Origin of the sequence: Mycobacterium sp. E3247 (assembly GCF_001667785.1) — a bacterium.
Lineage (GTDB): Bacteria > Actinomycetota > Actinomycetes > Mycobacteriales > Mycobacteriaceae > Mycobacterium.
The window spans coordinates 18,835-40,575 of the sequence record NZ_LZJG01000204.1 but is presented as its reverse complement, the minus strand read 5'-3'; the positions used below and the strand labels follow the sequence as shown (position 1 = coordinate 40,575).

At 68.7% G+C, this 21,741-nt stretch carries 25 protein-coding genes; 14 read left to right on the top strand and 11 right to left on the bottom strand.

Going from position 1 to position 21,741, the window contains the following annotated elements; genetic code table 11:
* From A9X04_RS10860 to A9X04_RS10850, 3 genes are all read left to right on the top strand, one after another.
* The coding region (locus tag A9X04_RS10860; RefSeq protein ID WP_156764310.1) for a S1 RNA-binding domain-containing protein at positions 1–234 on the top strand (234 nt) is incomplete at its 5' end.
* A complete protein-coding gene (locus A9X04_RS10855) occupies positions 212–1,567 on the top strand; it encodes a pitrilysin family protein (protein ID WP_067920143.1) in 1,356 nt (451 codons plus the stop codon). The genes A9X04_RS10860 and A9X04_RS10855, both read left to right, overlap by 23 nt.
* A gap of 4 nt (positions 1,568–1,571) precedes the next feature.
* Entirely contained in the window at positions 1,572–2,597 is a 1,026-nt protein-coding gene (locus A9X04_RS10850; RefSeq protein ID WP_067920141.1) for a nitronate monooxygenase, read from the top strand.
* Here A9X04_RS10850 and ald read toward each other — a convergent pair.
* Positions 2,594–3,709: an alanine dehydrogenase gene (gene ald / locus A9X04_RS10845; RefSeq protein WP_067920139.1), complete on the bottom strand. Its 1,116-nt coding sequence runs from the start codon at positions 3,707–3,709 to the stop codon at positions 2,594–2,596. The genes A9X04_RS10850 and ald overlap by 4 nt on opposite strands.
* Before the next feature lie 100 nt (positions 3,710–3,809).
* On the opposite strand from ald, the gene A9X04_RS10840 reads away from it, so the two are divergent.
* The gene (locus A9X04_RS10840) at positions 3,810–4,271 is read left to right on the top strand and encodes an SRPBCC family protein (protein ID WP_067920137.1); all 462 of its coding nucleotides are present in this window, start codon (positions 3,810–3,812) and stop codon (positions 4,269–4,271) included.
* A 16-nt stretch (positions 4,272–4,287) separates the two neighbouring features.
* On the opposite strand, the gene A9X04_RS10835 is transcribed toward A9X04_RS10840, so the two are convergent.
* Together A9X04_RS10835 and A9X04_RS10830 are read right to left on the bottom strand one after the other, a co-directional pair.
* Positions 4,288–4,812: a GNAT family N-acetyltransferase gene (locus tag A9X04_RS10835; protein WP_067920135.1), complete on the bottom strand. Its 525-nt coding sequence runs from the start codon at positions 4,810–4,812 to the stop codon at positions 4,288–4,290.
* Entirely contained in the window at positions 4,809–5,459 is a 651-nt protein-coding gene (locus tag A9X04_RS10830) for a TetR/AcrR family transcriptional regulator (protein ID WP_067920133.1), read from the bottom strand. The genes A9X04_RS10835 and A9X04_RS10830 overlap by 4 nt, the downstream gene beginning before the upstream one ends.
* Positions 5,460–5,565: 106 nt before the next feature.
* Here A9X04_RS10830 and A9X04_RS10825 point away from each other — a divergent pair, with 106 nt between their 5' ends.
* Positions 5,566–6,573, top strand: coding sequence for a Rieske 2Fe-2S domain-containing protein (locus A9X04_RS10825; protein WP_067920131.1), 1,008 nt, complete (start codon positions 5,566–5,568; stop codon positions 6,571–6,573).
* Entirely contained in the window at positions 6,570–7,652 is a 1,083-nt protein-coding gene (locus A9X04_RS10820) for a dihydrodipicolinate reductase (RefSeq protein WP_067920129.1), read from the top strand. Before A9X04_RS10825 ends, A9X04_RS10820 begins: the two co-directional genes overlap by 4 nt.
* Positions 7,653–7,722: 70 nt before the next feature.
* On the opposite strand, the gene A9X04_RS10815 is transcribed toward A9X04_RS10820, so the two are convergent.
* The 4 genes from A9X04_RS10815 to A9X04_RS10800 are packed head-to-tail and all read right to left on the bottom strand — an operon-like array spanning position 7,723 to position 12,383.
* A complete protein-coding gene (locus A9X04_RS10815) occupies positions 7,723–8,565 on the bottom strand; it encodes an alpha/beta fold hydrolase (RefSeq protein WP_067920127.1) in 843 nt (280 codons plus the stop codon).
* A 44-nt stretch (positions 8,566–8,609) separates the two neighbouring features.
* On the bottom strand, positions 8,610–9,965 hold the full coding sequence (locus tag A9X04_RS10810) for a wax ester/triacylglycerol synthase family O-acyltransferase (protein WP_067920162.1): 1,356 nt from the start codon (positions 9,963–9,965) through the stop codon (positions 8,610–8,612).
* Positions 9,966–9,995: 30 nt separating this feature from the next.
* Positions 9,996–11,492: an NAD(P)/FAD-dependent oxidoreductase gene (locus A9X04_RS10805; RefSeq protein WP_067920160.1), complete on the bottom strand. Its 1,497-nt coding sequence runs from the start codon at positions 11,490–11,492 to the stop codon at positions 9,996–9,998.
* Positions 11,493–11,534: 42 nt separating this feature from the next.
* The gene (locus A9X04_RS10800) at positions 11,535–12,383 is read right to left on the bottom strand and encodes an SDR family NAD(P)-dependent oxidoreductase (RefSeq protein ID WP_067920125.1); all 849 of its coding nucleotides are present in this window, start codon (positions 12,381–12,383) and stop codon (positions 11,535–11,537) included.
* Positions 12,384–12,484: 101 nt separating this feature from the next.
* Here A9X04_RS10800 and A9X04_RS10795 point away from each other — a divergent pair, with 101 nt between their 5' ends.
* From A9X04_RS10795 to A9X04_RS10785, 3 genes are all read left to right on the top strand, one after another.
* A complete protein-coding gene (locus tag A9X04_RS10795) occupies positions 12,485–13,771 on the top strand; it encodes a CdaR family transcriptional regulator (RefSeq protein ID WP_067920158.1) in 1,287 nt (428 codons plus the stop codon).
* 121 nt (positions 13,772–13,892) lie between these two features.
* Complete coding sequence (locus A9X04_RS10790) at positions 13,893–14,360, top strand: 2,4'-dihydroxyacetophenone dioxygenase family protein (protein ID WP_067920123.1); 468 nt, start codon at positions 13,893–13,895, stop codon at positions 14,358–14,360.
* Entirely contained in the window at positions 14,357–14,767 is a 411-nt protein-coding gene (locus A9X04_RS10785; RefSeq protein WP_231985702.1) for a DUF1330 domain-containing protein, read from the top strand. The genes A9X04_RS10790 and A9X04_RS10785 overlap by 4 nt, the downstream gene beginning before the upstream one ends.
* On the opposite strand, the gene A9X04_RS10780 is transcribed toward A9X04_RS10785, so the two are convergent.
* On the bottom strand, positions 14,764–16,131 hold the full coding sequence (locus A9X04_RS10780; RefSeq protein ID WP_067920119.1) for an HNH endonuclease signature motif containing protein: 1,368 nt from the start codon (positions 16,129–16,131) through the stop codon (positions 14,764–14,766). The two genes, A9X04_RS10785 and A9X04_RS10780, sit on opposite strands and share 4 nt — an antisense overlap.
* 103 nt (positions 16,132–16,234) lie before the next feature.
* Here A9X04_RS10780 and dapB point away from each other — a divergent pair, with 103 nt between their 5' ends.
* From dapB to A9X04_RS10765, 3 genes are read left to right on the top strand one after another with little or no spacing between them, the layout of a single operon-like run.
* Positions 16,235–16,972: a 4-hydroxy-tetrahydrodipicolinate reductase gene (dapB, locus tag A9X04_RS10775; RefSeq protein ID WP_067920118.1), complete on the top strand. Its 738-nt coding sequence runs from the start codon at positions 16,235–16,237 to the stop codon at positions 16,970–16,972.
* A gap of 2 nt (positions 16,973–16,974) precedes the next feature.
* A complete protein-coding gene (locus A9X04_RS10770; protein ID WP_067920116.1) occupies positions 16,975–17,430 on the top strand; it encodes a hypothetical protein in 456 nt (151 codons plus the stop codon).
* Complete coding sequence (locus A9X04_RS10765; RefSeq protein ID WP_067920115.1) at positions 17,427–17,882, top strand: flavodoxin family protein; 456 nt, start codon at positions 17,427–17,429, stop codon at positions 17,880–17,882. Before A9X04_RS10770 ends, A9X04_RS10765 begins: the two co-directional genes overlap by 4 nt.
* 20 nt (positions 17,883–17,902) lie before the next feature.
* Here A9X04_RS10765 and A9X04_RS10760 read toward each other — a convergent pair whose 3' ends face one another.
* The 3 genes from A9X04_RS10760 to A9X04_RS10750 are packed head-to-tail and all read right to left on the bottom strand — an operon-like array spanning position 17,903 to position 21,001.
* The gene (locus tag A9X04_RS10760) at positions 17,903–18,733 is read right to left on the bottom strand and encodes a thioesterase family protein (RefSeq protein ID WP_067920113.1); all 831 of its coding nucleotides are present in this window, start codon (positions 18,731–18,733) and stop codon (positions 17,903–17,905) included.
* A 42-nt stretch (positions 18,734–18,775) separates the two neighbouring features.
* Positions 18,776–20,332, bottom strand: coding sequence for a GAF domain-containing sensor histidine kinase (locus tag A9X04_RS10755; RefSeq protein ID WP_082974926.1), 1,557 nt, complete (start codon positions 20,330–20,332; stop codon positions 18,776–18,778).
* A 3-nt stretch (positions 20,333–20,335) separates the two neighbouring features.
* Positions 20,336–21,001 carry a response regulator transcription factor gene (locus tag A9X04_RS10750; protein ID WP_067920111.1) on the bottom strand — a complete coding sequence of 222 codons (666 nt, stop codon included), beginning with the start codon at positions 20,999–21,001 and terminating at the stop codon, positions 20,336–20,338.
* Positions 21,002–21,145: 144 nt separating this feature from the next.
* Between A9X04_RS10750 and A9X04_RS10745 the strand changes: the two genes are divergently transcribed.
* Entirely contained in the window at positions 21,146–21,448 is a 303-nt protein-coding gene (locus A9X04_RS10745; RefSeq protein WP_156764309.1) for a hypothetical protein, read from the top strand.
* Between the two features lie 61 nt (positions 21,449–21,509).
* On the top strand, positions 21,510–21,710 hold the full coding sequence (locus A9X04_RS30350; protein ID WP_142393452.1) for a hypothetical protein: 201 nt from the start codon (positions 21,510–21,512) through the stop codon (positions 21,708–21,710).
* Positions 21,711–21,741 lie beyond the last annotated feature (31 nt).

Below are 21,741 nucleotides of genomic sequence, written 5' to 3'. Positions count from 1 at the left end.
TTGCTGCCGGGACGTGACGGCCTGGTGCACATCTCCAAGCTCGGCAGGGGCAAGCGCATCGCGAAGGTCGAGGACGTCGTCAACGTCGGCGACAAACTGCGGGTCGAGATCGCCGACATCGACAAGCGCGGCAAGATCTCCCTCGTCCTGGTCGAGGAAGACTCCGCGGCCCCGGCCGACGCCGGGGCTCCTCAGGAGGCCGCGCCAGCCGATGCCGCGACAGCCAGCAGCTGATCGCGCCGCGGCCCTGCGCCGCGGCACGCAGACGCTTGAGGTCGAATCGTCGACCACGCTGCGCCGCAGCACGCTTCCGGGTGGTCTTCGGGTCGTCACCGAGTACCTGCCGTCGGTGCGTTCGGCGTCCGTCGGCGTCTGGGTGGGCGTCGGATCGCGCGACGAGGGTGCCACCGTGGCGGGGGCGGCGCACTTCCTCGAGCATCTGCTGTTCAAGTCGACGCCCACCCGAAGCGCCGTGGACATCGCGCAGGCGATGGACGCCGTCGGCGGGGAGCTGAACGCCTTCACGGCCAAGGAGCACACCTGCTACTACGCGCACGTGCTGGACAGCGACCTGGAGCTGGCCGTCGACCTGGTGTCCGACGTGGTGCTCAACGGCCGGTGCGCCGCCGAGGACGTCGAGCTGGAGCGCGACGTGGTGCTCGAAGAGATCGCGATGCGTGACGACGATCCCGAGGACGCGCTGGGGGACATGTTCCTGGGCGCGATGTTCGGCGACCACCCGGTGGGCCGGCCGGTGATCGGCACCGCGCAGTCGGTGTCGTCGATGACCCGGACCCAGCTGCACTCGTTTCACGTGCGCCGCTACACGCCGGAACGCATGGTGGTCGCGGTGGCCGGCAACGTCGACCACGACGAGGTCGTCGCGCTGGTGCGTGCGCACTTCGGGCCGCACCTGGTCCGCGGGCGCCGGCCCATCGCGCCGCGCAAGGGTGCCGGACGGGTGACCGGACGGCCCAGTTTGCTGCTGGGCAACCGGGACGCCGAGCAGACCCACGTGGCGCTGGGCGTGCGGACCCCGGGGCGTAGCTGGCGGCACCGCTGGGCGCTGTCGGTGTTGCACAGCGCACTGGGTGGTGGCCTGAGTTCCCGGCTGTTCCAAGAGGTTCGCGAGTTGCGCGGACTGGCCTATTCGGTCTACTCGACGGTGGACATCTTTGCCGACAGCGGCGCGCTGTCCGTCTACGCCGCCTGCCAGCCCGAGCGGTTCGCCGAGGTGATGCAGGTGACCAACGAGGTCCTCGAGTCGGTGGCCCGCGACGGCATCACCGAGGCGGAGTGCCGCATCGCGAAGGGGTCGTTGCGCGGCGGGCTCGTTCTCGGTTTGGAGGATTCCAGCTCGCGGATGAGCCGTCTGGGCCGCAACGAACTGAACTACGGCGAGCACCGCAGCATCGAGCAGACCCTGCGGAAGATCGACCAGGTGACGGTCGAGGAGGTCAACGCGGTTGCCCGCCGGCTGCTCAACCAGCCCTACGGTGCCGCCGTCCTGGGGCCCTATGCCTCCAAACGGTCACTGCCCCAACAACTTCGGGCGATGGTAAATTAGCTCCGTGGTACTGGGCTTTTGGGACATCATGGTGCCCATCGTGGGTGCACCGATGGCCGGCGGACCGGGCACGCCCGAGCTGGCCGCGGCGGTGTCCAACGCGGGCGGGCTCGGCTTCGTCCCCGGCGGCCACCGCAGCGCGGAACGGTTCGCCGAGGACATCGCCTCCGCGCGCGCGGCCACCACCGGCCCGCTCGGCGTGAACCTGTTCGTCCCCCAGCCCAGCGTCGCCGACTGGATGGCGCTGGACTACTACGCCGAGGAACTCGAGGAGATCGCCGACTACTACCAGGTCGAGGTCGGGCACCCGCAGTACGGCGACGACGACGACTGGGAGAGCAAGCTCGAAGTGGTGGCCGACGTGCGGCCCGAGCTGGTCTCGTTCACCTTCGGGGTGCCGCCGCCCGACGTCATCCGGCGGCTCGGCGCGCTGGGACTGTTGGTGATGGTCACGGTGACGTCGGCCTACGAGGCCGGAGTGGCCGTGGCCGCCGGCGCGGACAGCCTCATCGTCCAGGGCCCGGACGCGGGCGGGCACCGGGGCACGTTCGCGCCCGACATGGAGCCCGGCAACGAATCGCTGCACCAGCTGATCGATCGCATCCGCCATGCGCACGACGTCCCGGTCGTCGCGGCCGGCGGCCTGGGCACCGCCCGCGACGTCACCGCCGTGCTGAACCGGGGCGCGGTCGCCGCGCAGGTCGGCACCGCGCTGTTGCTCAGCGACGAAGCCGGCACCAGTACCGCGCACCGCACCGCCCTGAAGAACCCGGTCTTCGGCACCACCGTTGTCACGCGCGCGTTCTCGGGCCGCTACGCGCGCGGCCTGGAGAACAACTTCACCCGGCTGCTGGACAACGTGGCGCCGCTGGGCTACCCGGAGGTCAACCAGATGACCAGCCCGATCCGGGAGGCGGCGGCCGCCATGGAGGACCCGAACGGGATACCGTTATGGGCCGGAACGTCGTTCAAGGAGGCCCAACCCGGGCCGGCGGCCGACATCATCGCCAGCCTGGTGGAGCGCGACTAGGCGAGCAGGCCCGCCGGATCGGTGAACGGCAGACCCAGGTCGGCGGCCACCCGTTGGGACAGCAGCCCGCCGTCGTGCGTCGAAAGGCCTTTGGCCAGAGTGGGATCCGATCGGCATGCCGCGCGCCAGCCGTGGTCGGCCAGTTCGAGCACGTAGGGCATGGTGGCGTTGGTCAGCGCCACGGTCGACGTCTTGGGCACCGCGCTGGGCATGTTGGCCACGCAGTAGAACTGCTTGTCGTAAACGGCGAACGTCGGGTCATCGTGCGTGGTCGGCCGGGAATCCGCGAAGCAGCCGCCCTGGTCGATGGAGATGTCCACCAGCACTGCGCCCGGCTTCATCTGCGCCACAAGCGAATTCGGGACTAGTTCCGGCGCCTTGCCGCCCGGCAACAGGACCGCCCCGATCAGCAGGTCGGCGCGCGTGACGGTACCCTCCAGCTCGTACGCCGACGAGTAGCGCGTGCGCACCTGTCCGCCGAATTCGGCATCGAGCAGGCGCAGCTTGCCGATGTTGACGTCGAGAACCGTCACGTTCGCGCCCATGCCGCCCGCGACCCGGGCGGCGTTGTAGCCGGCCGTGCCCGCGCCGATCACCACGACATCGGCGGGCTTGACGCCCGGGACCCCGCCCATCAGCACGCCGCGTCCGCCGTGGGTGCGCATCAGGTGGTAGGCGCCGACCTGGGCCGACAGCCGGCCGGCGACCTCGCTCATCGGAGCCAGCAACGGCAAGGTACCGTCGGCGGCCTGCACCGTCTCGTAGGCGATCGACGTTGTGCCGGAAGCCAATAGCGCTTCGGTGCAGGTGGCAGAGGCGGCCAGGTGCAGATAGGTGAAGAGCACCTGATCCTGGCGCAGGAGGCCGTATTCGGACTCGATCGGTTCCTTCACCTTGAGCAGCAGGTCGGCCTCGGCCCACACCTGTTCGGCCGAGTCGGCCAAGCGGGCGCCCGCCGCCTTGAACTCGTCGTCGGGGATGGACGACCCGTCCCCGGCGCCGGCCTGCACGAGCACTTCGTGACCGCGGCGGGTCAGTTCCGCGACGCCGGCGGGTGTGATGGCCACCCGGAACTCGTTGACCTTGGTCTCGGTCGGTACGCCGACTCGCATGCTTGCCCCTTGCTTCGAACGGTTCGCACTCAAGTGTGGAGAAAGTTCCGATCGGCCGCAATCAAGCTGAAATCCCCTGCACGCTGGCTATGATCGGCGGATGACCGACCCGTGTGTGACCGCCACCGTGCAGGTCGATGCCCGCCCCGAGGTGGTGTATCGGCTCCTCACCGACCTGTCCACGCTGGCCTCATTTGCCGAGGAGGCGGTGGCGATGGAGTGGCGCAAAGGCGATGCCGCGCGTCCCGGGGCCGTGTTCACCGGTCACAACGAAAGCAGCAAGCGGAGCTGGAGCACCACGTGCACCATCACCGACGCGGAACCGGGTCGCGTCTTCGCGTTCGACGTGCGGCACACCGTCGTCCCGATCGCGCGCTGGCAATATGACATCGTGGCGGCGGACGGCGGTTGCCGGGTCACCGAAAGCATCTGGGACCGCAGGCCTCGCTGGTTCCGCAAGCTCGCCGGCAGGGCCACCGGCGTTCCGGATCGCCTGGCCGCCAACACCGAACACATCCGGCTCACCTTGCAGCGCCTCAAACAGCGCGCCGAGTCCGAGTAGCCGACGGCCGCCAAAGCTAACGCCGGTGCAGCCGATAGCCGAGATGGGCGACTTTGACGCCGGGCAGCGGCTCCCAGTCCAGGGTGCGCCCATCGGCGTGAAAGTCGTTCTTCTCGTAGAAGGTTCGCGCCTGGGTGTTGTGTTCGGCGCACCACAGGACGACGTCTCCCGGCGGGCTTTCCGTCAAGGCCGTGGCTAGCAGGCGCCTCCCGACACCGTGGCGCTGGCAGTCGGCCGCGACGTAGAGCGAATCGAGTTCCACCTGTGCGGGATTCGCGGGGTCGGGGCCGAAGATCGTCATCCCGATTGTGCGCGAGCCGGATTCGGCGATCCACATGCTCCAGTGGCAGCGCTGCAGGATACCCGGGTACGCCAGAATGGCCCAGCGCCGCGGCGATCCGAGCGGGTCGAGCGTGGCGTCCGGCAGTACGCCGGCCCAGGACTGCCGCCAGACCGGATAGTGCATCTCGGCGACCCGGGCGAGGTCGGTGCGGCCGGCCCGGCGGATCGCGATGTCGAACGGGATGTCACCGGTCGTCACCGGCGCGATCGCTCCAGGTAGGCGGCCAGCGCGTTGGTCAGGCCCCGCCGCGCCATATCCAGGTCGGCGTACGAGCCGAGCTGGCGTTCGGACACCAGCCCGCGCATCGCGCCGGGGATCAGGGCAGCCACCTCGCGCACCCGCTCGGGGTCGACGTCCAGGCCGGCGAAGGCGTTCTGGCAGGTCTCCAGCCAGCTCTTGCCCCAGGAGAACAGCTCGGCGGCGGTGCGCGGGAACAGGCGCTCGAGCTCGGCGGGGTCGCGGGGGAGCGCCGCCCGCAGGTTCTCGATCGCGCGTGAATCCGGCGACGCCAAGCCGTCGTAAAGGGTGTCGATGATGGCGCCGACCCGCTCGCGCAGGGGCGCGTCGGGTGAGACCGGCGTCGACAGCGTCGAGAAGGTCGCGGCGCGCCGCTCGGCCGTGTGGTGCAGCACCGCGGCCCAGAAGCCGTCGGCGTCGCCGAACTGGTATTGCACGGCGCCCCAGGTGGCGCCGATCTCCTTGGCGATGCGGTTGGCCGACACCGAGCCCGGGTCGCCGGATGCCAACGACTTGAGCGCGGCTTCGAGCATGCTCTCCCGGGTGGCGCTGCCACGCCGGTTGGGGCGCCGGCTCGCGGTTCCGGCCGCGTTGACGTGCCGAGTCATCTGCCGAGCCTATCGCGTGCCGAGCCTATCGCGCCCAAAGTTTCATAGAGGGTACTTTGATTTGACTGAGGTCCCGCCTATCATCTCTTCCAAGGAGGGATCCCGCATGGCTAAGCCGCCGTTGTCGATGAAACCAACCGGCTGGTTCCAGGTCGCCTGGTCCGATGAGATCGGTGTGGGCGACGTGCACACCATGAAGTACTTCGACCAGGAGATGGTCGCCTGGCGGGCCGAGTCCGGCCAGCTCACCGTGATGAACGCCTACTGCGAGCACCTCGGTGCGCACCTGGGTTACGGCGGCACGGTCGTCGGCGAGGTGTTGCAGTGCCCGTTCCACGGGTGGCAGTGGAGCCAGGAGGGTCGCAACGTCTGCATTCCCTACCAGGACCGGCCCAATCGGGGCCGTCGCATCCGCACCTACCCCGTCGCGGAACGCAACGCGTCGGTCTACATCTGGCATGACGTCGAGCGCCGCGAGCCGTACTTCGACGCGCCGGACGTCTTCGCCGCATTTCGCGACGGCAGCAGCGCCGACGACTACTACCCGCAGCAGCGGTTGTACCGGCAGGCCCTGGAGCTGCACCCGCAGTACGTGCTCGAAAACGGCGTCGACTTCGCGCATTTCAAGTTCGTGCACAACACGCCGATCGTGCCCGTGTTCACCCGGCACGACTTCGCCGATCCGGTGTCGTTCGTCGACTTCACCATCACCTTCGAAGGTGGCGACGGGCAGAAGATCGAGGACGTCAACAGCGGTGTCGAGGCCATCAACGGCGGCCTGGGCATCGCGGTGACCAAGAGCTGGGGGATGATCGACAACCGCACCATCTCCGCGGTCACCCCGGTCGACGAGTTCACCTCCGACGTCCGGTTCATGGTCTACATCGGCCGGACCGCGGGTAAGGACCCCGACCGCGCCGAGCGCAAGGCGGCCGAGTTCGGGCGCGAGGTGATCCGCCAGTTCGAGCAGGACATCGAGATCTGGCGACACCAGCGCTACTCGGACCCGCCGGCGCTGGCCACCGACGAGTACGAGGGCTTCACCGCAATCCGCAAGTGGGCCAAGCAGTTCTATCCCGAGGCATTCGCATCACAGGAAGGCTCAATGCAATGACCAGCGCACCGATCCGCGTGTTCCAGGTGGCCACCGGAAACGTCGGTTCGGAGATGATCAAGCGGATCGCCACCCAGCCCGACCTCGAACTCGTTGGCGTGCATTGCTATTCGCCGGAGAAGGTCGGCAAGGACGCAGGCGAGCTCGCCGGGATCGCTCCCAACGGCGTCAAGGCCACCGGCACCATCGAGGAGATCATCGCTGCCAAGCCGGACGTGCTCACCTTCCACGGCGTGTTCCCCGACGAGGACCTCTATGTCAAGGTGCTCGAGGCCGGGATCAACATCGTCACCACAGCCGACTGGATCACCGGCTGGCACCGCGACAAGAACCATCCGCACCCGTCGGGCAAGCCGGTGAGCCGGCTACTGGCCGAGGCCTGCGAAAAGGGCGGCGCGACGTTCTACGGGACCGGGATGAACCCGGGCCTGAATCAGATACTGGGCGTGGTGTGTTCGGCCGACGTCGCCGACATCGAGAACGTCACCACGATCGAATCCGTGGACGTGTCGTGTCACCATTCCAAGGACACCTGGATCGAGGTGGGCTACGGCCAGCCGGTCGACGATCCGGAAATCCCGGCCAAGCTGGAGAAGTACACCCGCGTGTTCGCCGACAGCGTGCTGATGATGGCCGACTGCTTCGACCTGACCCTCGACGAGGTGAGGTTCAGCTACGAACTGGGCGCCTGCACCAAGGACGTGGACCTGGGCTGGTACACCCTGCCCAAGGGCTCGCTGGGCGGCAACTACATCAAGTACCAGGGCATGGTAGATGGCGTTCCCCGCGTCGAGACGCACCTGGAGTGGCAGATGACCCCGCACACCGATCCGAGCTGGAACATCAAGGGCTGCTACATCACCCAGATCAAGGGCGACCCGTGCATCTACAACAAGCACATGATCTTCCCCAAGCCCGGCGTTGACCTGTCCAATCCGGACAACTTCGCCTCCATCGGCATGACCGTCACCGGCATGCCCGCGCTGGCCTCGATCAAGTCCGTCGTCGCGGCGCCGCCGGGGCTCGTCACCAGCGCGGACCTGCCGCTGCGCGGGTTCGCCGGCCGGTTCAAGATCTAGCCGGCTGCGGGGGCCGGGAGCCGGCGCCTCGTTAGCGGCGCGAGCACCACCGCGTCGTCACACCGCGTCGTCACACCGCTTGCCCGACCCGTGCGCGCAGAAAGGGAACGACCACGTCGGCGACCCGGTCGGGTTGCTCGAGCCACGCCCAGTGGCCCACACCGGGCAGCCGTTCAACATGTGCGCGGGGAAACACGCGACGCTGGCGTTCGGCCTGTTCGACGGGGATGTAGACGTCCGCGTCGCCGAACACCACCAGTGTGTCGGGATCACGGTCGCGCAGTGGCTCGACGAGCGCGCCCATGTCCTGCGGACGGGTCGAGCGGTAGAGCCGCAGCACGGCCCGCTTGGTCCCGGCGTCGACGAGGTGTCCGGCGATCACGTCGACCCAATGCTCGGGTAGCCCTGGGTTGTCATGGCGGACGACGAATCGCGCGAGGCGAGGGGTGGTGGTCCGCATGAACAGCTCCCCGGCGACGGGCGTGCGCCACACCCGCGCCAGCCGGTGCCACTTGTAGTCCAACAGCACTCCGCTGTTGATCAGCGTGACGCTGGCGACCTGGTGTGGATTGGCGGCGGCCCAGGTCAACGCGAACGGGCCGCCGAAGTCGTGGCCGACCAGGTGCACGCGTTCGATGGCCAGTTGCCCGATCACCCCGCCCAGGTGTGCGCCGTAACTGGCGAGCGTGTAGTCCTGGTCTGACCTCTTGTCCGCTCCACCGAAACCCGGCATGTCGGGCGCGAAAACCGCGGCGAACTCGGCGACCGGTTCCATCAGGGGTTGCCAGTCGCGGGCGGCGTCGGGGTTGCCGTGGACGAAAACCACCGCCTCGCCGGTGATGCCGGTGCCGCCGATCAGCACCGGCGAGCGCACACCGTTCACCGAAAGCGTGCGAGTCTCGAAATCGGTCATCTGGAGAGCATCCTTCGTTGTCGTGTGCGGCGCCGTATTTCGGCTCACAGGCCCGCGGCGCGCTCCAAGTCCTTCAGCGAGGTGTCGAGGTGGCCGAGCACGCGCTGCAGGTGCGGCACGCTGCGGCGGCATCCCACCAGTCCGAAGTCGACCGTGTCGGCGGTGCTCGACAGCGTGATGTTGAGCGCTTGCCCGTTGATCGCGATCGACATCGGGTAGTTGCTTTCGAGGCGGGCGCCGTTGTAGTACAGCGGCTCTCGCGCACCGGGCACGTTGGAGATGCAGATGTTGAACGGCGGCCGGGTGGCGCCGGTCAGGCCCGGCAGGCCGTGCAGCACGGCCGGACCGAGGAGGAGCATGGACAACGCCGTCGCCTGCGAGCGGGGCAGCTGCGACAGCACGTTCTTGTTCTGGCGCATCGACGAGTGGACGGTGCTCAGGCGTTGAGCGGGGTCGTCGAGGTCGGTCGCGAGGTTGCACAACACCCCGCCGACCACGTTGCCGCCCACCGCATCGCCGTCCCTGCGCAAGCTCACCGGAACCATTGCCACCAAAGGCGCGTCGGGAAGCCCGTCGTAGTCGGTGAGGTAGGCGCGCAGCGCCCCGGCGCACATGGTCAAGACGACGTCGTTGACGCTCACGCCGGCCGCGTTCTTGACCGCCTTGATCCGGTCCATCGGCCACGACTGCGCAGCGCATCGCCGCGCGCCGCCGATGGGAACGTTGAGCATGGTCCGTGGGGCCCGATAGGGCAGCGTCAGCTGTTGTTCCATCAGCGCGGCCCGCGCCAGCCGAAGCGAGGAAGGGCCAAGCGTGGCAACCGATCCCAGCACGCCCCTGAGGCTCGGTCCGCGGGCCGCACGTGGGGGCGCCGGCGGTTCCGGCGACCAGGGCGCACGCGTTTGGGCGCCGTTGTGGTCGGGCGCGTTGGTGGTTAGCGGCCGCTGCAGCAGGGTGAGCCCGGATACCCCGTCCACGAGCGCGTGGTGAATCTTGGTGTAGACGGCGAAGCGCCCGTCCTTGAGGCCGTCGATGAGGTGCGTCTCCCACAGCGGACGGTGCCGGTCCAGCGGATTGCCGTGTAGCCGTGAGGTCAGCTCCAGGAGTTCGCGTAACCGTCCCGGTGCCGGCAGGGCTGATCGCCGCACGTGGTAGGGCAGATCGACGTCGTGATCGTACGACCAGCCGACGTTGCTGAGTGCCCCGTGAAACGCCATGGGGCGCTTGCGGAATATCGGCGACACGTCCGTGCTTTGCAGCATCGCCTCGTGTATGTCCTGCACGAAATCGGGCCCGGCGTCCGCGGGAGGGGTGAACAGCTGAAGCGCGCCGACGTGCAGCGGGTGTTCACGCGACTCGGCCGACAAGAACAGCGATTCCAGCGGTGACATCAGTTCCATGGTGAGTTCCATGGTGGTGTTCTCCGTGCGTTACGCGGTCAGCGCCGGCTCGGCGCCGCCGGTCGGTGGGGATGCCGCAAATCGCAGGCTGTCGTCGTCGACCGGGCCTTCGCGCAGCATTTTGTAGTCGGCGCGGTAGTCCATGCAGGTGCGCCACGGCCCTACCACGCCCTGGTGCGGGAACTTCTCGACCGAGCGCTTGACGTAGCCGGCGCCGACCTCCAGCAGGGGACGGGTCGGCATGGTCGCCGGGGCCTGCGGATAGCAGATGCTCTGGCCGCGGGAGTCCATCAACCCCAGCAGCCGGCAGAAGTGCTCACATACCAGCCCGACCTTCAACGTCCATGAGGAGTTGGTGTAGCCGATCAGGTACGCGAAATTCGGGACGTCGCTCAGCAGAAAGCCCTTGAAAGCCACCTTCTTCGACACGTCGACGGACACGCCGTCCACCGAGAGTGCGATCCGGCCGAACGCCAGCAGGTTCAGCCCGGTGGCCGTGACCACGATGTCGGCTTCCAGCTCGCGGCCGGACTGCAGCCGGATTCCCCGCTCGGTGAATGTGTCGATCCGGTCGGTGACCACCGAGGCCCGCCCGTCGCGGATCGCGGCGAACATGTCGGAGTCCGGGACGGCGCAAAGCCGTTGGTCCCACGGGTTGTACGCGGGCCTGAAGTGCTCGTCGACCGGGTAGCCCTTGGGTAGCTGCTTGGCGTTGAGGTGGCGGATCAGTCGGCGGGCGGCGGCCGGATGCTGCCGGCAGAACCGCCAGATCAACCGTTGCTTGGCGATGTTCTTATACCGGGTAAGGGCGTAGGCGCGGTCACGGCCGATCAGCTTGGGCAGCGTGTTGGCGATGCGGTCCTCCGAGGGCACCGGCACGATGTAGGTCGGGGAGCGCTGCAGCATCGTCACGTGTCCCGCGGTCTCGGCCATGGCCGGGACCAGCGTCACCGCCGTCGCACCGCTGCCGATGATCACCACCCGCTTGCCGCGGTAATCCAGGTCCTGCGGCCAATGCTGAGGATGCACCACCTGCCCGCGGAACCGCTCGCGCCCCGGGAATTCCGGGGCGAACCCCTCGTCGTAGCGGTAGTAGCCGCTGGCGCAGAAGAACCATCGACAACTCATGGTGACGCGTTCGCCGGTGGCCCGGTCGATCTCGACCAGCCAGCGCGCGTCGCTGGTGGACCACGCCGCACTGATCACCTTGTGGCCGAACCGAATCGCGCGCCCGATGCCGTTCTCAGCCACCGTCTCGTGCAGGTAGGACATGATCGCGTCGGCGCTGGCGATCGCCTTGTCGTTTTCCCAGGCCTTGAACTCGTAGCTGAACGTGTGCAGGTCGGAATCGGAGCGAATACCCGGATACCGGAACAAGTCCCAAGTTCCGCCGATCTCGTCGCGGGCTTCCAGGATCGCGAAGCTCTTGGTCGGCGCCATGGTCTGCAGGTAGTACGCGGCGCCGATGCCGGAGATGCCGGCGCCGACGATCAACACGTCGACGTGCTCAATATCGTTGATATTCATCGTGATTCCTGTCTTGTCGAGCGGCTTGGGGTTCATTGGGGTTTATTGGGCGGCCTTGGCCATCTGCGCGGAAACCCACCGGGCCAGTGGGGGAGCGACGCGGGACAACCCGTACATGACGTGTGCCTCCGCGGCGATGGGCGCGACGGCGCGATCGTTTCCGATCGCACGCAAGATGTTGCGGGCCGCGCGCTGCGGTGTGTATCCCCTCCTGCGGTAGGTGGCGGCGAGGCGCTGGCGGCGGCCTTCGGTGTCACCCGTCCCGCGGATCGGGCTGGATTTCGTGATGGCGGTGTTGATCACGCCCGGGCAGACGGCGGTGACGCCGATGCGGTAGGGCTTGAGCTCGGTGCGCAGTGCCTCCGAAAGACCCAAGACGGCGAACTTGGTCGCGCTGTAGGCCGACAGTGCGGGATTGGCAAGCAGTCCCGCCGCCGAGGACAGGTTGACGACATGCCCGCCGCGACCGGAGTTGATCATGGCCGGGACGAAGGCGTCGCAACCGTGCACGACACCCATCAGATTGATCGAGACCAGCCATTCCCAGTCCTTGAGGCTGGTGTCCAGGAAGCCGCCGACAAGTCCCACCCCGGCGTTGTTGACCACGATGTCGACCCCGTTGAAGTGAGCGAATGCCGCGTCGGCGAACCCGGTCATCTGCTCGGGGTCGGACACGTCCACCCGGCGAGTGATCACGTCACGCTCAAGCCCGCGCGCGGCTTCGGCGGTTTCGGCGACCGCGGCGTCGTTGATGTCACACAGCGCGAGGTTGGCGCCGCGCTGCGCGCACAGCAGAGCCAACTCGCGGCCGATGCCGCTGCCCGCTCCGGTGATGGCGACGACGCGACCGGACAGGTCTGAGGTGTTGAGGCGGGATCCGAATCTGAACATGGGAGCAAACTAAGGCCGGCCCGCGATGGTGGTCTCGTACGACGACGCCAACGTTGGGCTCGGTCATTGTGACGCCGCGACAGCCGGACTACATTCCGGCCATGGAGCTCGAATGGCCGCCGGTGCATGACCCGGCCGCGCAGCGGGTATGGCAGCAGGTGCTGGTGCCGATCGCGGCCGAGTTGCGTGCCGGCGCCACCGACCTGGCCGAGCGCTCCGTCGCCCGGATGCAAGCCGAGCTCCCGCAGCTGTTTCCCGACGACCAGACGGTCAGGGAGAACGTGGTGAGCAGCGACGCGAGCCTGCGGCAGCTGGCCCAGATCATCGAGCTCGGCGCAGATCCGCGTCGGGTGCAGCTGCCGCCGTCCACGCAAGCGATCGCGCGCGCGGCCGTGCAGCGCCAGGTGGCGTTGGCCGATCTGATGCGGTTTTACCGGCTGGCTCAGGAACTGGTGTGGCAGTGGATGCTCGCCCGGATCGCGGCGACGGCGAAAGACGCCGCCCAGCAGGCGAAGGCGATGGAGCTGGCCACCGGGTGGATGTTCGCCTACGTCGACGGGGCGATGATGCGGGCCGAGCAGACCTACGAGGTCGAGCGGGACGCATGGTTGCGTGGCGCGACCGCCGCCCGCGCGAGCGCGGTCGACGACATTCTCGCCGAGCGTGAGCGGGAACCGCTGCGCGCGTCGAAAAGACTGCGCTACGACATCAATCGCCAGCATGTCGCCGTCATCGCGTGGGTTGACGACCTGCCCGAAGAGGGCGACGCCCAGCCGCTGTTGGGCCGCGTCATCGCCGGCATCGGGCGCGTCACGGGGGCGGAAAGTACCCTGGTCCATCCGTCGGGTTCCCTGGCGGTTGCCGCGTGGGTGAGCCGCCGGGGCCCGCTCACGGTGCGGGAGGCGACGCTGAGCGGTGCCGAGCAACCGGCGAGCGTCCGCCTCGCCTTCGGTGATCCGGCTCGCGGGCTCAAGGGCTTTCGCCGGAGCTACCTCGAGGCCGCCCACGCGCGGCGCGTGGTATCGCTGATGGGGGCCCGCGGTGCTTCGGTCACCCATTACCGCGATGTCGCCGTCGCCGCTCTTGCCAGCGCGGACCGGGAGCATGCCACGACGTTCGTCACCAGGGTGCTGGGGCCGCTGGCCGCCGACAACGAGGACACCTATCGGCTCGCGACGACGCTGGCGGTCTATCTGGGCGAAAACCGCAGCCGCGTGCGCGCCGCCCAGCGGCTCACCGTGCACCCCAACACCGTCACCTATCGCGTGAACCAGGCCGAGGCGATCCTGGGCCGCAGCATCGACACCGACACGCTCGAGCTGTCTGTCGCGCTGGCGCTATTGCCGGCCCTGCCCGGTCTGGAGCATTTTCGGCACGCCGAATTGTGAGCCGAGCACAAACGCGGCCGTCAACGTTGTCTCGCCGCGCCGAGCGGATGCGGCCGACCGCTCCTATGTTTTGCTCCAGCCGCGCTGCGGTAGCAAACAATCCTCTCAAGGAGCAGTTGGAATGCAGACCCTGCCAGAGCTCGACGTCAATTACATCGACGGCGCCGAAAACCCGTGGATTCCCTTCGCCCCGCTGTCCGACCAGGTTCTCCTGAAGTACTGGAAGGTCGACCCGGTGCGGGCCGAGATCATCGTGTCGATGAAATTCCCTGCCGGACTTGAGCTTCCGCCGCACTACCACACCGGCATCGTGGTCGGCCACACCGTCAGCGGCGCATGGCGGTACAAGGAGAACGACTGGATCTCCCGCGCGGGCGACACCGTCTACGAGGTCGCGGGCTCCTCGCACACGCCGCAGAGCCTGGAGGACACCGAGGTGTTCTTCTTCCTGGTCGGTGAGCTGCTCTTCCTCGACGAGAGCAAGACCATCCTGTGGCAGGAGAACCACAAGACTTCGGTGGAGCGCTACAACGCCTACTGCGCCGCGAACGACATCGCCGCTCGCGACCTGACGAGCTGGAACGCATGATGGCCACCGCGATCGAACCGAATGAAGGCCAGCTGGCCACGCTGGTGGCCGCGGCGTCGGACAACGACAGCCCCGTGGTCATGATCAACCTCCTGCAGTTCAAGCAAGACGGAGCGGCGCACTACCAGCGCTACGCCAAGGAGGTTCAGCCGTTCCTCGAATCGGTGGGCGCCACGCTCGTCTACGCGGGAGACGCCAGCCACGTCGTCGCCGGCGACCTCGACCGTCCGTTCTGGGACGCCATCGTCGTCGTCCGCTACCCGTCGCGGGCGGCGTTCGTGTCCATGGCGACGAACCCCGAGTACTACGAGCGCGCTCACGTACATCGGGCGGCCGCGCTGCATAGCACCCATCTGGTCGCCACGGATCCCTGGGCATCGGCTGCCGACGGGGCGCAGCCGCCCTAAGGGACGTCGTCGTCACGCTCTTCCTCGAAGAGGCGTTCCGGGTGGTGGTAGTCGTTGCTGCCCGGGCCGTGGCCCAAGCGCGGCGGCGGAATCCATTCGGTGCGTCCGTTCGGGAGTTTCCTTGTCCGCCAGCCCTTGTCGATCAGCTTGTGGTGCTGCGCGCAGGCGAAGGTGAGCTTGTCGGCGTCGGTCAATCCGCCGCCGGCCCACTCGTCGAGATGGTGGACCTCGCACCAGTAGCCCGGCGCGGCGCAGCCAGGATGCGTGCAGCCGCGGTCCTTCGCGTACAGCACCATGCGCTGATCCGGCGTGGCGATTCGCCGCGTCCGGCCGAGATACAGCGGGCGGCCCGAGTGCTCATCGAACACCGCCAGATAGTGGTAGGCGTGGCGGGCCATCCGGAGCACGTCGCGCATCGGCAGCACCGTCCCTCCGCCGGTGACCGCCCGCCCGGTGCCGGCCGTCAGCTCCTGCAGCGTGGTGGAGACGATAACGGTGACCGGTAATCCGTTGTGGGATCCCAGTTTCGGATCGCCCAGCCGGCCGCGCACCAAGGCATTCAGGGCGTCGTGCTGGCGTTGCGCGTGGCTGCGCAGGTCGCCGCTCGCCGACTCGTCGCTGGGTTCGCCTTCGACACAGTGCGTTTCGTCGTCCGGGTTGCACATGCCGGGCGCGGCGAACCGCGCCAGCCAGGCATCGAGGTTGGCGCGCAGTTCCGGGGACGCGACTAGTCTCCCGCCGCTCGTTCCGTCGAGGCGCTGCCCGGTCCAGGCGAAGCCGCGCTGCCGCGCGCGGTCGGCGTCGGAGAAATTGCCGTCCGGGTTGATCCGCAGCGCGCACCGGTGCGCGACCTTTTCCAGCTGGTCGGGACGCAAGCTCACCGCCTGCTGGGCCAGGAATCGCTCGGCCTTCTGCACAGTGTCGACCGGCGTCTCGCCGGGCAGGTCGCGGACGAACGTCTGGATCACCCGCAGGTGCTGACCGTCGAGCATGCCGTCACGCCACGCCCGGGCGGTGGCCGGCAACTCCGGCGGCAGCGCCTGGCCGGTGAGGGTCAGCCGCGGGGACAGCTGTCTGGCGTCCCGAAGCCGGCGGGCCGCCTCGGCAGGGCTGATCCGCAGCCAGTCGGCGACCACCTTGTGTACGGGGCCGCCGACGTGGGCAGGGTCCTCCTTCGCCAGGCCGGCGATCGCATCGTGGTTGGCCGCGACCTGGCGGCGTAGTGCTGTCTCCCTCCGCTCCAGCGCCCGCAGTCGGACCGCGGGCGGCAGGGCGTCGAGATTTCGTTGGGCGATCGCTGCCACGGCCGCGTCAAGCGCGTCCAATTCGGCGGCCGTGTCCGCCGGCATGTCGATCGAACTCATGTTCGAATAGTATCGGCCAGCGCCGACGCCGACACCCCCGAATGCGCTGGCTGTGGATAAGCATCCAACTGTGGACAAAACCAAGCGGTCTAGGGTGAAGCCCATGCGGGTAGGCGTCTTGGGAGCTAAGGGCAAGGTCGGTTCGGCGATGGTGGCGGGCGTACAGGCCGCCGACGACCTGACCCTGTCCGCGGAGGTGGACGCCGGCGACCCGCTCGGCCTGTTCACCGACTCCGACACCGAGGTGGTCATCGACTTCACCCACCCCGACGTGGTGATGGGCAACCTGGAGTTCCTGATCGGCAACGGAATTCACGCCGTCGTCGGCACCACCGGCTTCACCGCCGAACGCCTGCAGCAGGTCGAGGCGTGGCTGGCGAAAAGCCCCGGCACCTCGGTGCTGATCGCGCCCAACTTCGCGATCGGCGCGGTGCTGTCGATGCACTTCGCCAAGCAGGCGGCGCGCTTCTTCGAGTCCGTGGAGGTGATCGAGCTGCACCACCCGCACAAGGCCGACGCCCCGTCCGGTACCGCCGCGCGCACTGCCAAGCTGATCGCCGAAGCGCGAAAAGGCCTGCCGCCCAACCCGGATGCCACCAGTACCGGCCTGCCGGGTGCGCGCGGCGCCGACGTCGACGGCATCCCGGTGCACTCGGTGCGGCTGGCCGGGCTGGTCGCCCACCAGGAGATCCTGTTCGGCACCGAGGGGGAGACCCTCACCATCCGCCACGACAGCCTGGACCGCACCTCCTTCGTGCCGGGCGTGTTGCTGGCCGTGCGGCGCGTCCAAGAACGGCCCGGCCTCACCGTGGGGCTCGAGCCCCTGCTCGACCTGCAGTGAACATGAACGCCACCCTGCGCACCCAGTTGCTCATCGCGCTCCTGTGCGTCGCGATGCTGGCGTACTTCGTGCTGCTGGGGCGGATGGCCGTCGCGATGATCGCCTCGGGCCGGGCGGCCGCCGTGGGGCTGGGGCTCGCGGTGATGGTCATGCCCCTGATCGGGCTGTGGGCGATGGTGGCGACGCTTCGCAACGGGTTCGCGCACCAGAAGCTCGCCCGCCTGATCGCGGCCGACGGCATGGAGCTCGACACCAGCGGGCTGCCGCGACGGGCGTCGGGCCGCATAGAGCGGGACGCCGCCGACGCGCTGTTCGCCACGGTACGCACCGAAGTCGAAGACCATCCCGACGATTGGCGGCGCTGGTACCGGCTGGCGCGCGCCTACGACTACGCGGGGGACCGCCGCCGGGCGCGGGCGGCCATGAAGACGGCGCTCGAATTGCAGGGCCGCCCATGAGCAAGACGCTGCTGATCGTCCACCACACGCCGTCGCCGCACTGCCACGAGATGTTCGAGGCGGTCGTCAACGGCGCCACCGATCCCGAGATCGAGGATGTCGAGGTCGTCCGCCGGCCGGCGCTGACCGTGTCGCCGGCCGAGATGCTGAGCGCCGACGGCTACCTGCTGGGCAGCCCCGCCAACCTGGGCTACATGAGCGGGGCGCTCAAGCACGCGTTCGACTGCTCCTACTATCAGCTGCTCGACTCGACGCGCGGGCGCCCGTTCGGCCTGTACTTGCACGGCAACGAGGGCACCGAGGGCGCCGAGCGCGGTGTCATGTCGATCACCACAGGCCTGGGCTGGACGAAAGCCGCAGAGACCGTGGTGGTTTCGGGCAAGCCGGACAAGGACGACCTGCGGGCCTGCTGGGAACTTGGCGCGACGGTCGCCGCCCAGCTGATGGACTAGCTGACGGCCTAGCTGATGGTCTAGGTGTGGGGCGGATTGAACGCCTCGGCCGGTTGGGCCAGGGCCAGCGCGGAGCTGGTGCCGATCGGGCCGTGCCGGTCGAACAGGGTGGCGGCGCCGGTGGCCACGCCGGCCGTGCCGTAATGGCTTTGCGCGGCCAGACCCAGGTACTCACCGTCGGGCAGGCGGCTGGCGGTGACCGTGTAGTCGGCGTTGATGTAGCGCAATCCGCTGGTGCCCCAATGGGTCAGCGAACTTGTGATGTCACCGACGAAAGCCAGTCGGGTGAATGGGGTCAGGGGATAGCCCTGCACCATCGGGCGAAAGATCCGCGTCCAGGCGAACTTCCGGGAATGCGACTGTTCCCACTCGCCGGCCGCGATGCCCGGGCTGCCCGCGGTGGTGGCCCCGTATCCCCAGATCAGAAACGGCATGTCGGTGGGAATGGCCTCGGAGTCGGCAGGCAGCGGCGGCATGGCCAGGGGCGCCGACCACACCGTCCCGTCGGGATGATCCCCCCGCCGCAGGAACAGCGCGCTGGCCCGCGCGACGGTGTTGCCGTTCTGCACCAGCGCGCCGTCAACGAGCTTGATCCGCCGGCCCTCCCGCTGCACCGAGGTGCGGATCTGCACGGGTTCGAGCAACGCCGGACGCAGCAGGTCGACCGTGAGACGGGCCGGCTGGAAGTCGGGCTCGACGCCGGATTGCTCTATGCCCCAACCCAACAGGCCACCGACGTTCTGGCCGCCCATCGCGGCGCCCCATGGTCCCCGGGTCAGCGGGCCCGGAACATACGAGTCACCGTCGACGGTGAAGAAGGCCTCGGGCACACCGGCGGGATCAGTCGTCACCGCTATGACGATAGGACACCGTGTGGCCAAAGCCGCGCGGTGTCACGCGCGGGTGGGTATCGCGACCTGCAGCGCGGTGCCGCCACCGGGCGGACTGGCAATGTCGAGGCGGCCCCCGAGCGCCTCGACCCGGTCAAGCAAGCCGAGGAGCCCGGATCCGTTGCGGCTGTCCGCTCCACCGACCCCGTCGTCGCGGATGGCGACCATCAGCTCCGCCTCGTCGGTCCGGGCGTCGACGTCGATCAGTGAGGCGCGCGCGTGTCGGGTCGCGTTGGTAAGTGCTTCCGCCACAACGTAGTACGCCGCGACTTCGACCGACTCGGGAATCTGTTCTTCCAGCGCCAGGCGAACGGTGACCGGAATGGGGCAGCGGCGGGCGAGCGCCTCGAGCGCCGGACCGAGCCCTCCTCTGGACAAGATCGCCGGATGAATGCCCCGGGCGAGCTCCTGGAGATCGGCCGACGCCGCGCTCAGACCCGTGACGGCCGCCGAGATCTCGTTCTTCAGCGAACCCAGTTCGGGCGGGACGCCGGCCTCGATCGAGCGCAGTTGCAGCGCAAGCGATACCAGCCGCTGTTGCGCCCCGTCGTGCAGATCGCGCTCCAGGCGGCGCCGGGCATCGTCGGCGGCCGTGACGATCCGCGCTCGCGACGCCGTGAGCGCCGCGTGCGCTTCCGCATTGGCAATGGCGGCCGCGACCAGCTCGCTGAACTCGCCGATCCGCTGTTCGGTATCGGGCGGCAGCGGCTCCGCGGCGGAGCCGACGACGGCGACACCCCACAGCCTGCCCTCGACCACGATGGGTGCGCCCACGCCGCTGCGCAATCCGAGACGGCGAATCAGCGCCGCCACGTCGCCAATCGCCGTGTCGTGACTGTCCATTCGAGCGGGCTGACCGGAATCGGCCACCATGGCGCCGATGTTCTGCCCGCCCAGGGACCAGCGGCTGCCGACGGGCATCTGCGCCACCTGCACGGGGTCGTCACGGGCCGCGACAAGCGTTGCGGTGCCGTCGTTCTCGTAGCGCCAAAGCGAAGCGTTGGCGACTCCGAGCGATCTCGCCAGCTCGTGGGCGACCGCCGGGAAGACGTCGGATGGGCGGACTCCGCGCGCGACCAGAGTGGCAACCCGGCGAAGCGCGGCTTGTTGCTCGGCCAGCACACCGAGCTCGTCGCGGCTCGCCTCGGCGTCTCGCCGCCGCTGTTCGGCGTCTGCGGCGTGGGCCCGTGCGGTGCGCGCCAGGGCGTTTGCCACCAGTCCGACGACGACGAAGACCAGCAATGCCGTCCAGTCCTGAGGCTGGCTCGGCACCATCGTGCTGTCCGGCCAGCCACGAAAGTAGTCGAAAGCGAGCGCGCTGAGCGCCGCGGTGGCGGCGGCCAGTCCGGGGCCCCAGCCGGTAGCGACGATCAGCACCCCGATCAGGTAGAGGACGCCGAAGGCGTTGTCCTCGGCGAGCGTCTTGAGCAGCAGCATGACGGCGGTCTCCACGCCGATGCAGGCGGTCGCGACCGCGATCCCCAGCGGCGTGGGCAGTGGGTCGCGCGACAGCAACCGCCAGCCCAGGCGAGACAGGGCCTGCGACTTGGCTTTCGGCACCGGTCAGCGGGCCTTCAGGAAGGTGACGACCGCACGAACCCGTCGGTGATCGTCCGGGGTCTCGCGCAGCTCCAGTTTGGTCATGATGCTGCGGACGTGCTTCTCGACGGTGCCCTCGGTGACCCACAGGCGGCGGGCGATGCCGGCGTTCGAGCGCCCTTCCGCCATCAGGGCGAGGACCTCCAACTCCCGTGGGCTCAGCGCGGCCAGCGGGTCGTTGCGCGTGCGCGATTCAACCAACTCCTGGACCAGAGCCGGATCGACCACACATGCGCCGCCGGCGATGCGGCCCAGCGTGTCCAGGAAGTCGTCGACATCGGTGACCCGCGTCTTCAGCAGGTAACCGACGCCGCGGCCGCTGGCCAGGAGCCGCATCGCCGGCTCGACGTCCACGTGCGCGGACAAGATCACCAGCCCGACCGGCGGCAGCTCCTCGCGGATTGTCATCGCGGCGTCGAGTCCTTCGGTGGTGCCCGTCGGCGGCATCCGGATGTCGACGATCGCCAGCTCCGGCTTTTCCCGGCGGACCAGTTCGAGAAGGCTCGCGGCGTCACCGGCCTGACCGACGACGCGGTAACCGGACCGGGTCAGCAGGCTGGCCAATCCCTCCCGCAACAGCACGTCGTCGTCGGCGACGACGACCCGCTTGCCCGGCTTCTCCGGCTCCACCCGACCCGATCCTCTCGTATGATCCGCACCGGCAGTCCCGAGCGTAATTGCAGCCAGCGGGTATCGCCGCGGTCAGGCTGGCGGTCCCGCGAGACGGGTGTCAGCACCGACGACACCGACCCGGTGGCGCGCGAGCCTGGGGTCATGACGACGACCACCGCATCTTCGGCCAGTATCCGTGCCGTCGGCGGCCGGTATCTGGTGAGGTCCGTTGTCCACCTCGCCGAACTCCTCGCCTTCGACGCGGCCGTTTTGCTGGCAGGAGTCCGTCTGACCGGATTGGGCTTGTCGGAGCTGTGTTTGCTGGTGCTGCCGCCGATGATGGCCGGCTCCGGGGCGGTCCTGACGTTTCTCGCCCTCAACGGGATGCTGCTGCGCTCGGAGGCGGCCGAGGCGGCCGAGGCGGCCGACGAGCGCACCCCCGATCTCGTCAGTGGAACCCGTTAGTGCGCATGCTCGTCCGCTTATGTATGGGGCGGGTAGCCGCCGGGTGAGGAGGGGCCGCGACGTGATCGCCGAGATAGTGCTCACCGCCGTCCTGGCGCTGGGCTGCGGTGTCGGGACACCGGTCCATGCCGACCGCGGCGTCTTCGGCACTCTCGGCTGCAGCTGCCCGGACACGCCTTCAGGCGGCCCGGTTCAACAACACGACATAGACCGGGGGATCGCGGACGGTCTGTCCGGTTCGCCGCCGGGATCACCGCGCTGATCCGGCAGCACCGTTTCGAGCTCAGGGACGG

Bases quoted from the DNA above. Each gene is read 5' to 3' on its own strand.
- A9X04_RS10855 (WP_067920143.1), top strand. From the start codon at position 212: ATGCCGCGACAGCCAGCAGCTGATCGCGCCGCGGCCCTGCGCCGCGGC.
- ald (WP_067920139.1), bottom strand. From the start codon at position 3,709: ATGCGAGTCGGCGTACCGACCGAGACCAAGGTCAACGAGTTCCGGGTG.
- A9X04_RS10840 (WP_067920137.1), top strand. From the start codon at position 3,810: ATGACCGACCCGTGTGTGACCGCCACCGTGCAGGTCGATGCCCGCCCC.
- A9X04_RS10830 (WP_067920133.1), bottom strand. From the start codon at position 5,459: ATGACTCGGCACGTCAACGCGGCCGGAACCGCGAGCCGGCGCCCCAAC.
- A9X04_RS10825 (WP_067920131.1), top strand. From the start codon at position 5,566: ATGGCTAAGCCGCCGTTGTCGATGAAACCAACCGGCTGGTTCCAGGTC.
- A9X04_RS10820 (WP_067920129.1), top strand. From the start codon at position 6,570: ATGACCAGCGCACCGATCCGCGTGTTCCAGGTGGCCACCGGAAACGTC.
- A9X04_RS10815 (WP_067920127.1), bottom strand. From the start codon at position 8,565: ATGACCGATTTCGAGACTCGCACGCTTTCGGTGAACGGTGTGCGCTCG.
- A9X04_RS10810 (WP_067920162.1), bottom strand. From the start codon at position 9,965: ATGGAACTGATGTCACCGCTGGAATCGCTGTTCTTGTCGGCCGAGTCG.
- A9X04_RS10805 (WP_067920160.1), bottom strand. From the start codon at position 11,492: ATGAATATCAACGATATTGAGCACGTCGACGTGTTGATCGTCGGCGCC.
- A9X04_RS10800 (WP_067920125.1), bottom strand. From the start codon at position 12,383: ATGTTCAGATTCGGATCCCGCCTCAACACCTCAGACCTGTCCGGTCGC.
- A9X04_RS10795 (WP_067920158.1), top strand. From the start codon at position 12,485: ATGGAGCTCGAATGGCCGCCGGTGCATGACCCGGCCGCGCAGCGGGTA.
- A9X04_RS10790 (WP_067920123.1), top strand. From the start codon at position 13,893: ATGCAGACCCTGCCAGAGCTCGACGTCAATTACATCGACGGCGCCGAA.
- A9X04_RS10785 (WP_231985702.1), top strand. From the start codon at position 14,357: ATGATGGCCACCGCGATCGAACCGAATGAAGGCCAGCTGGCCACGCTG.
- A9X04_RS10780 (WP_067920119.1), bottom strand. From the start codon at position 16,131: ATGAGTTCGATCGACATGCCGGCGGACACGGCCGCCGAATTGGACGCG.
- dapB (WP_067920118.1), top strand. From the start codon at position 16,235: ATGCGGGTAGGCGTCTTGGGAGCTAAGGGCAAGGTCGGTTCGGCGATG.
- A9X04_RS10770 (WP_067920116.1), top strand. From the start codon at position 16,975: ATGAACGCCACCCTGCGCACCCAGTTGCTCATCGCGCTCCTGTGCGTC.
- A9X04_RS10765 (WP_067920115.1), top strand. From the start codon at position 17,427: ATGAGCAAGACGCTGCTGATCGTCCACCACACGCCGTCGCCGCACTGC.
- A9X04_RS10745 (WP_156764309.1), top strand. From the start codon at position 21,146: ATGACGACGACCACCGCATCTTCGGCCAGTATCCGTGCCGTCGGCGGC.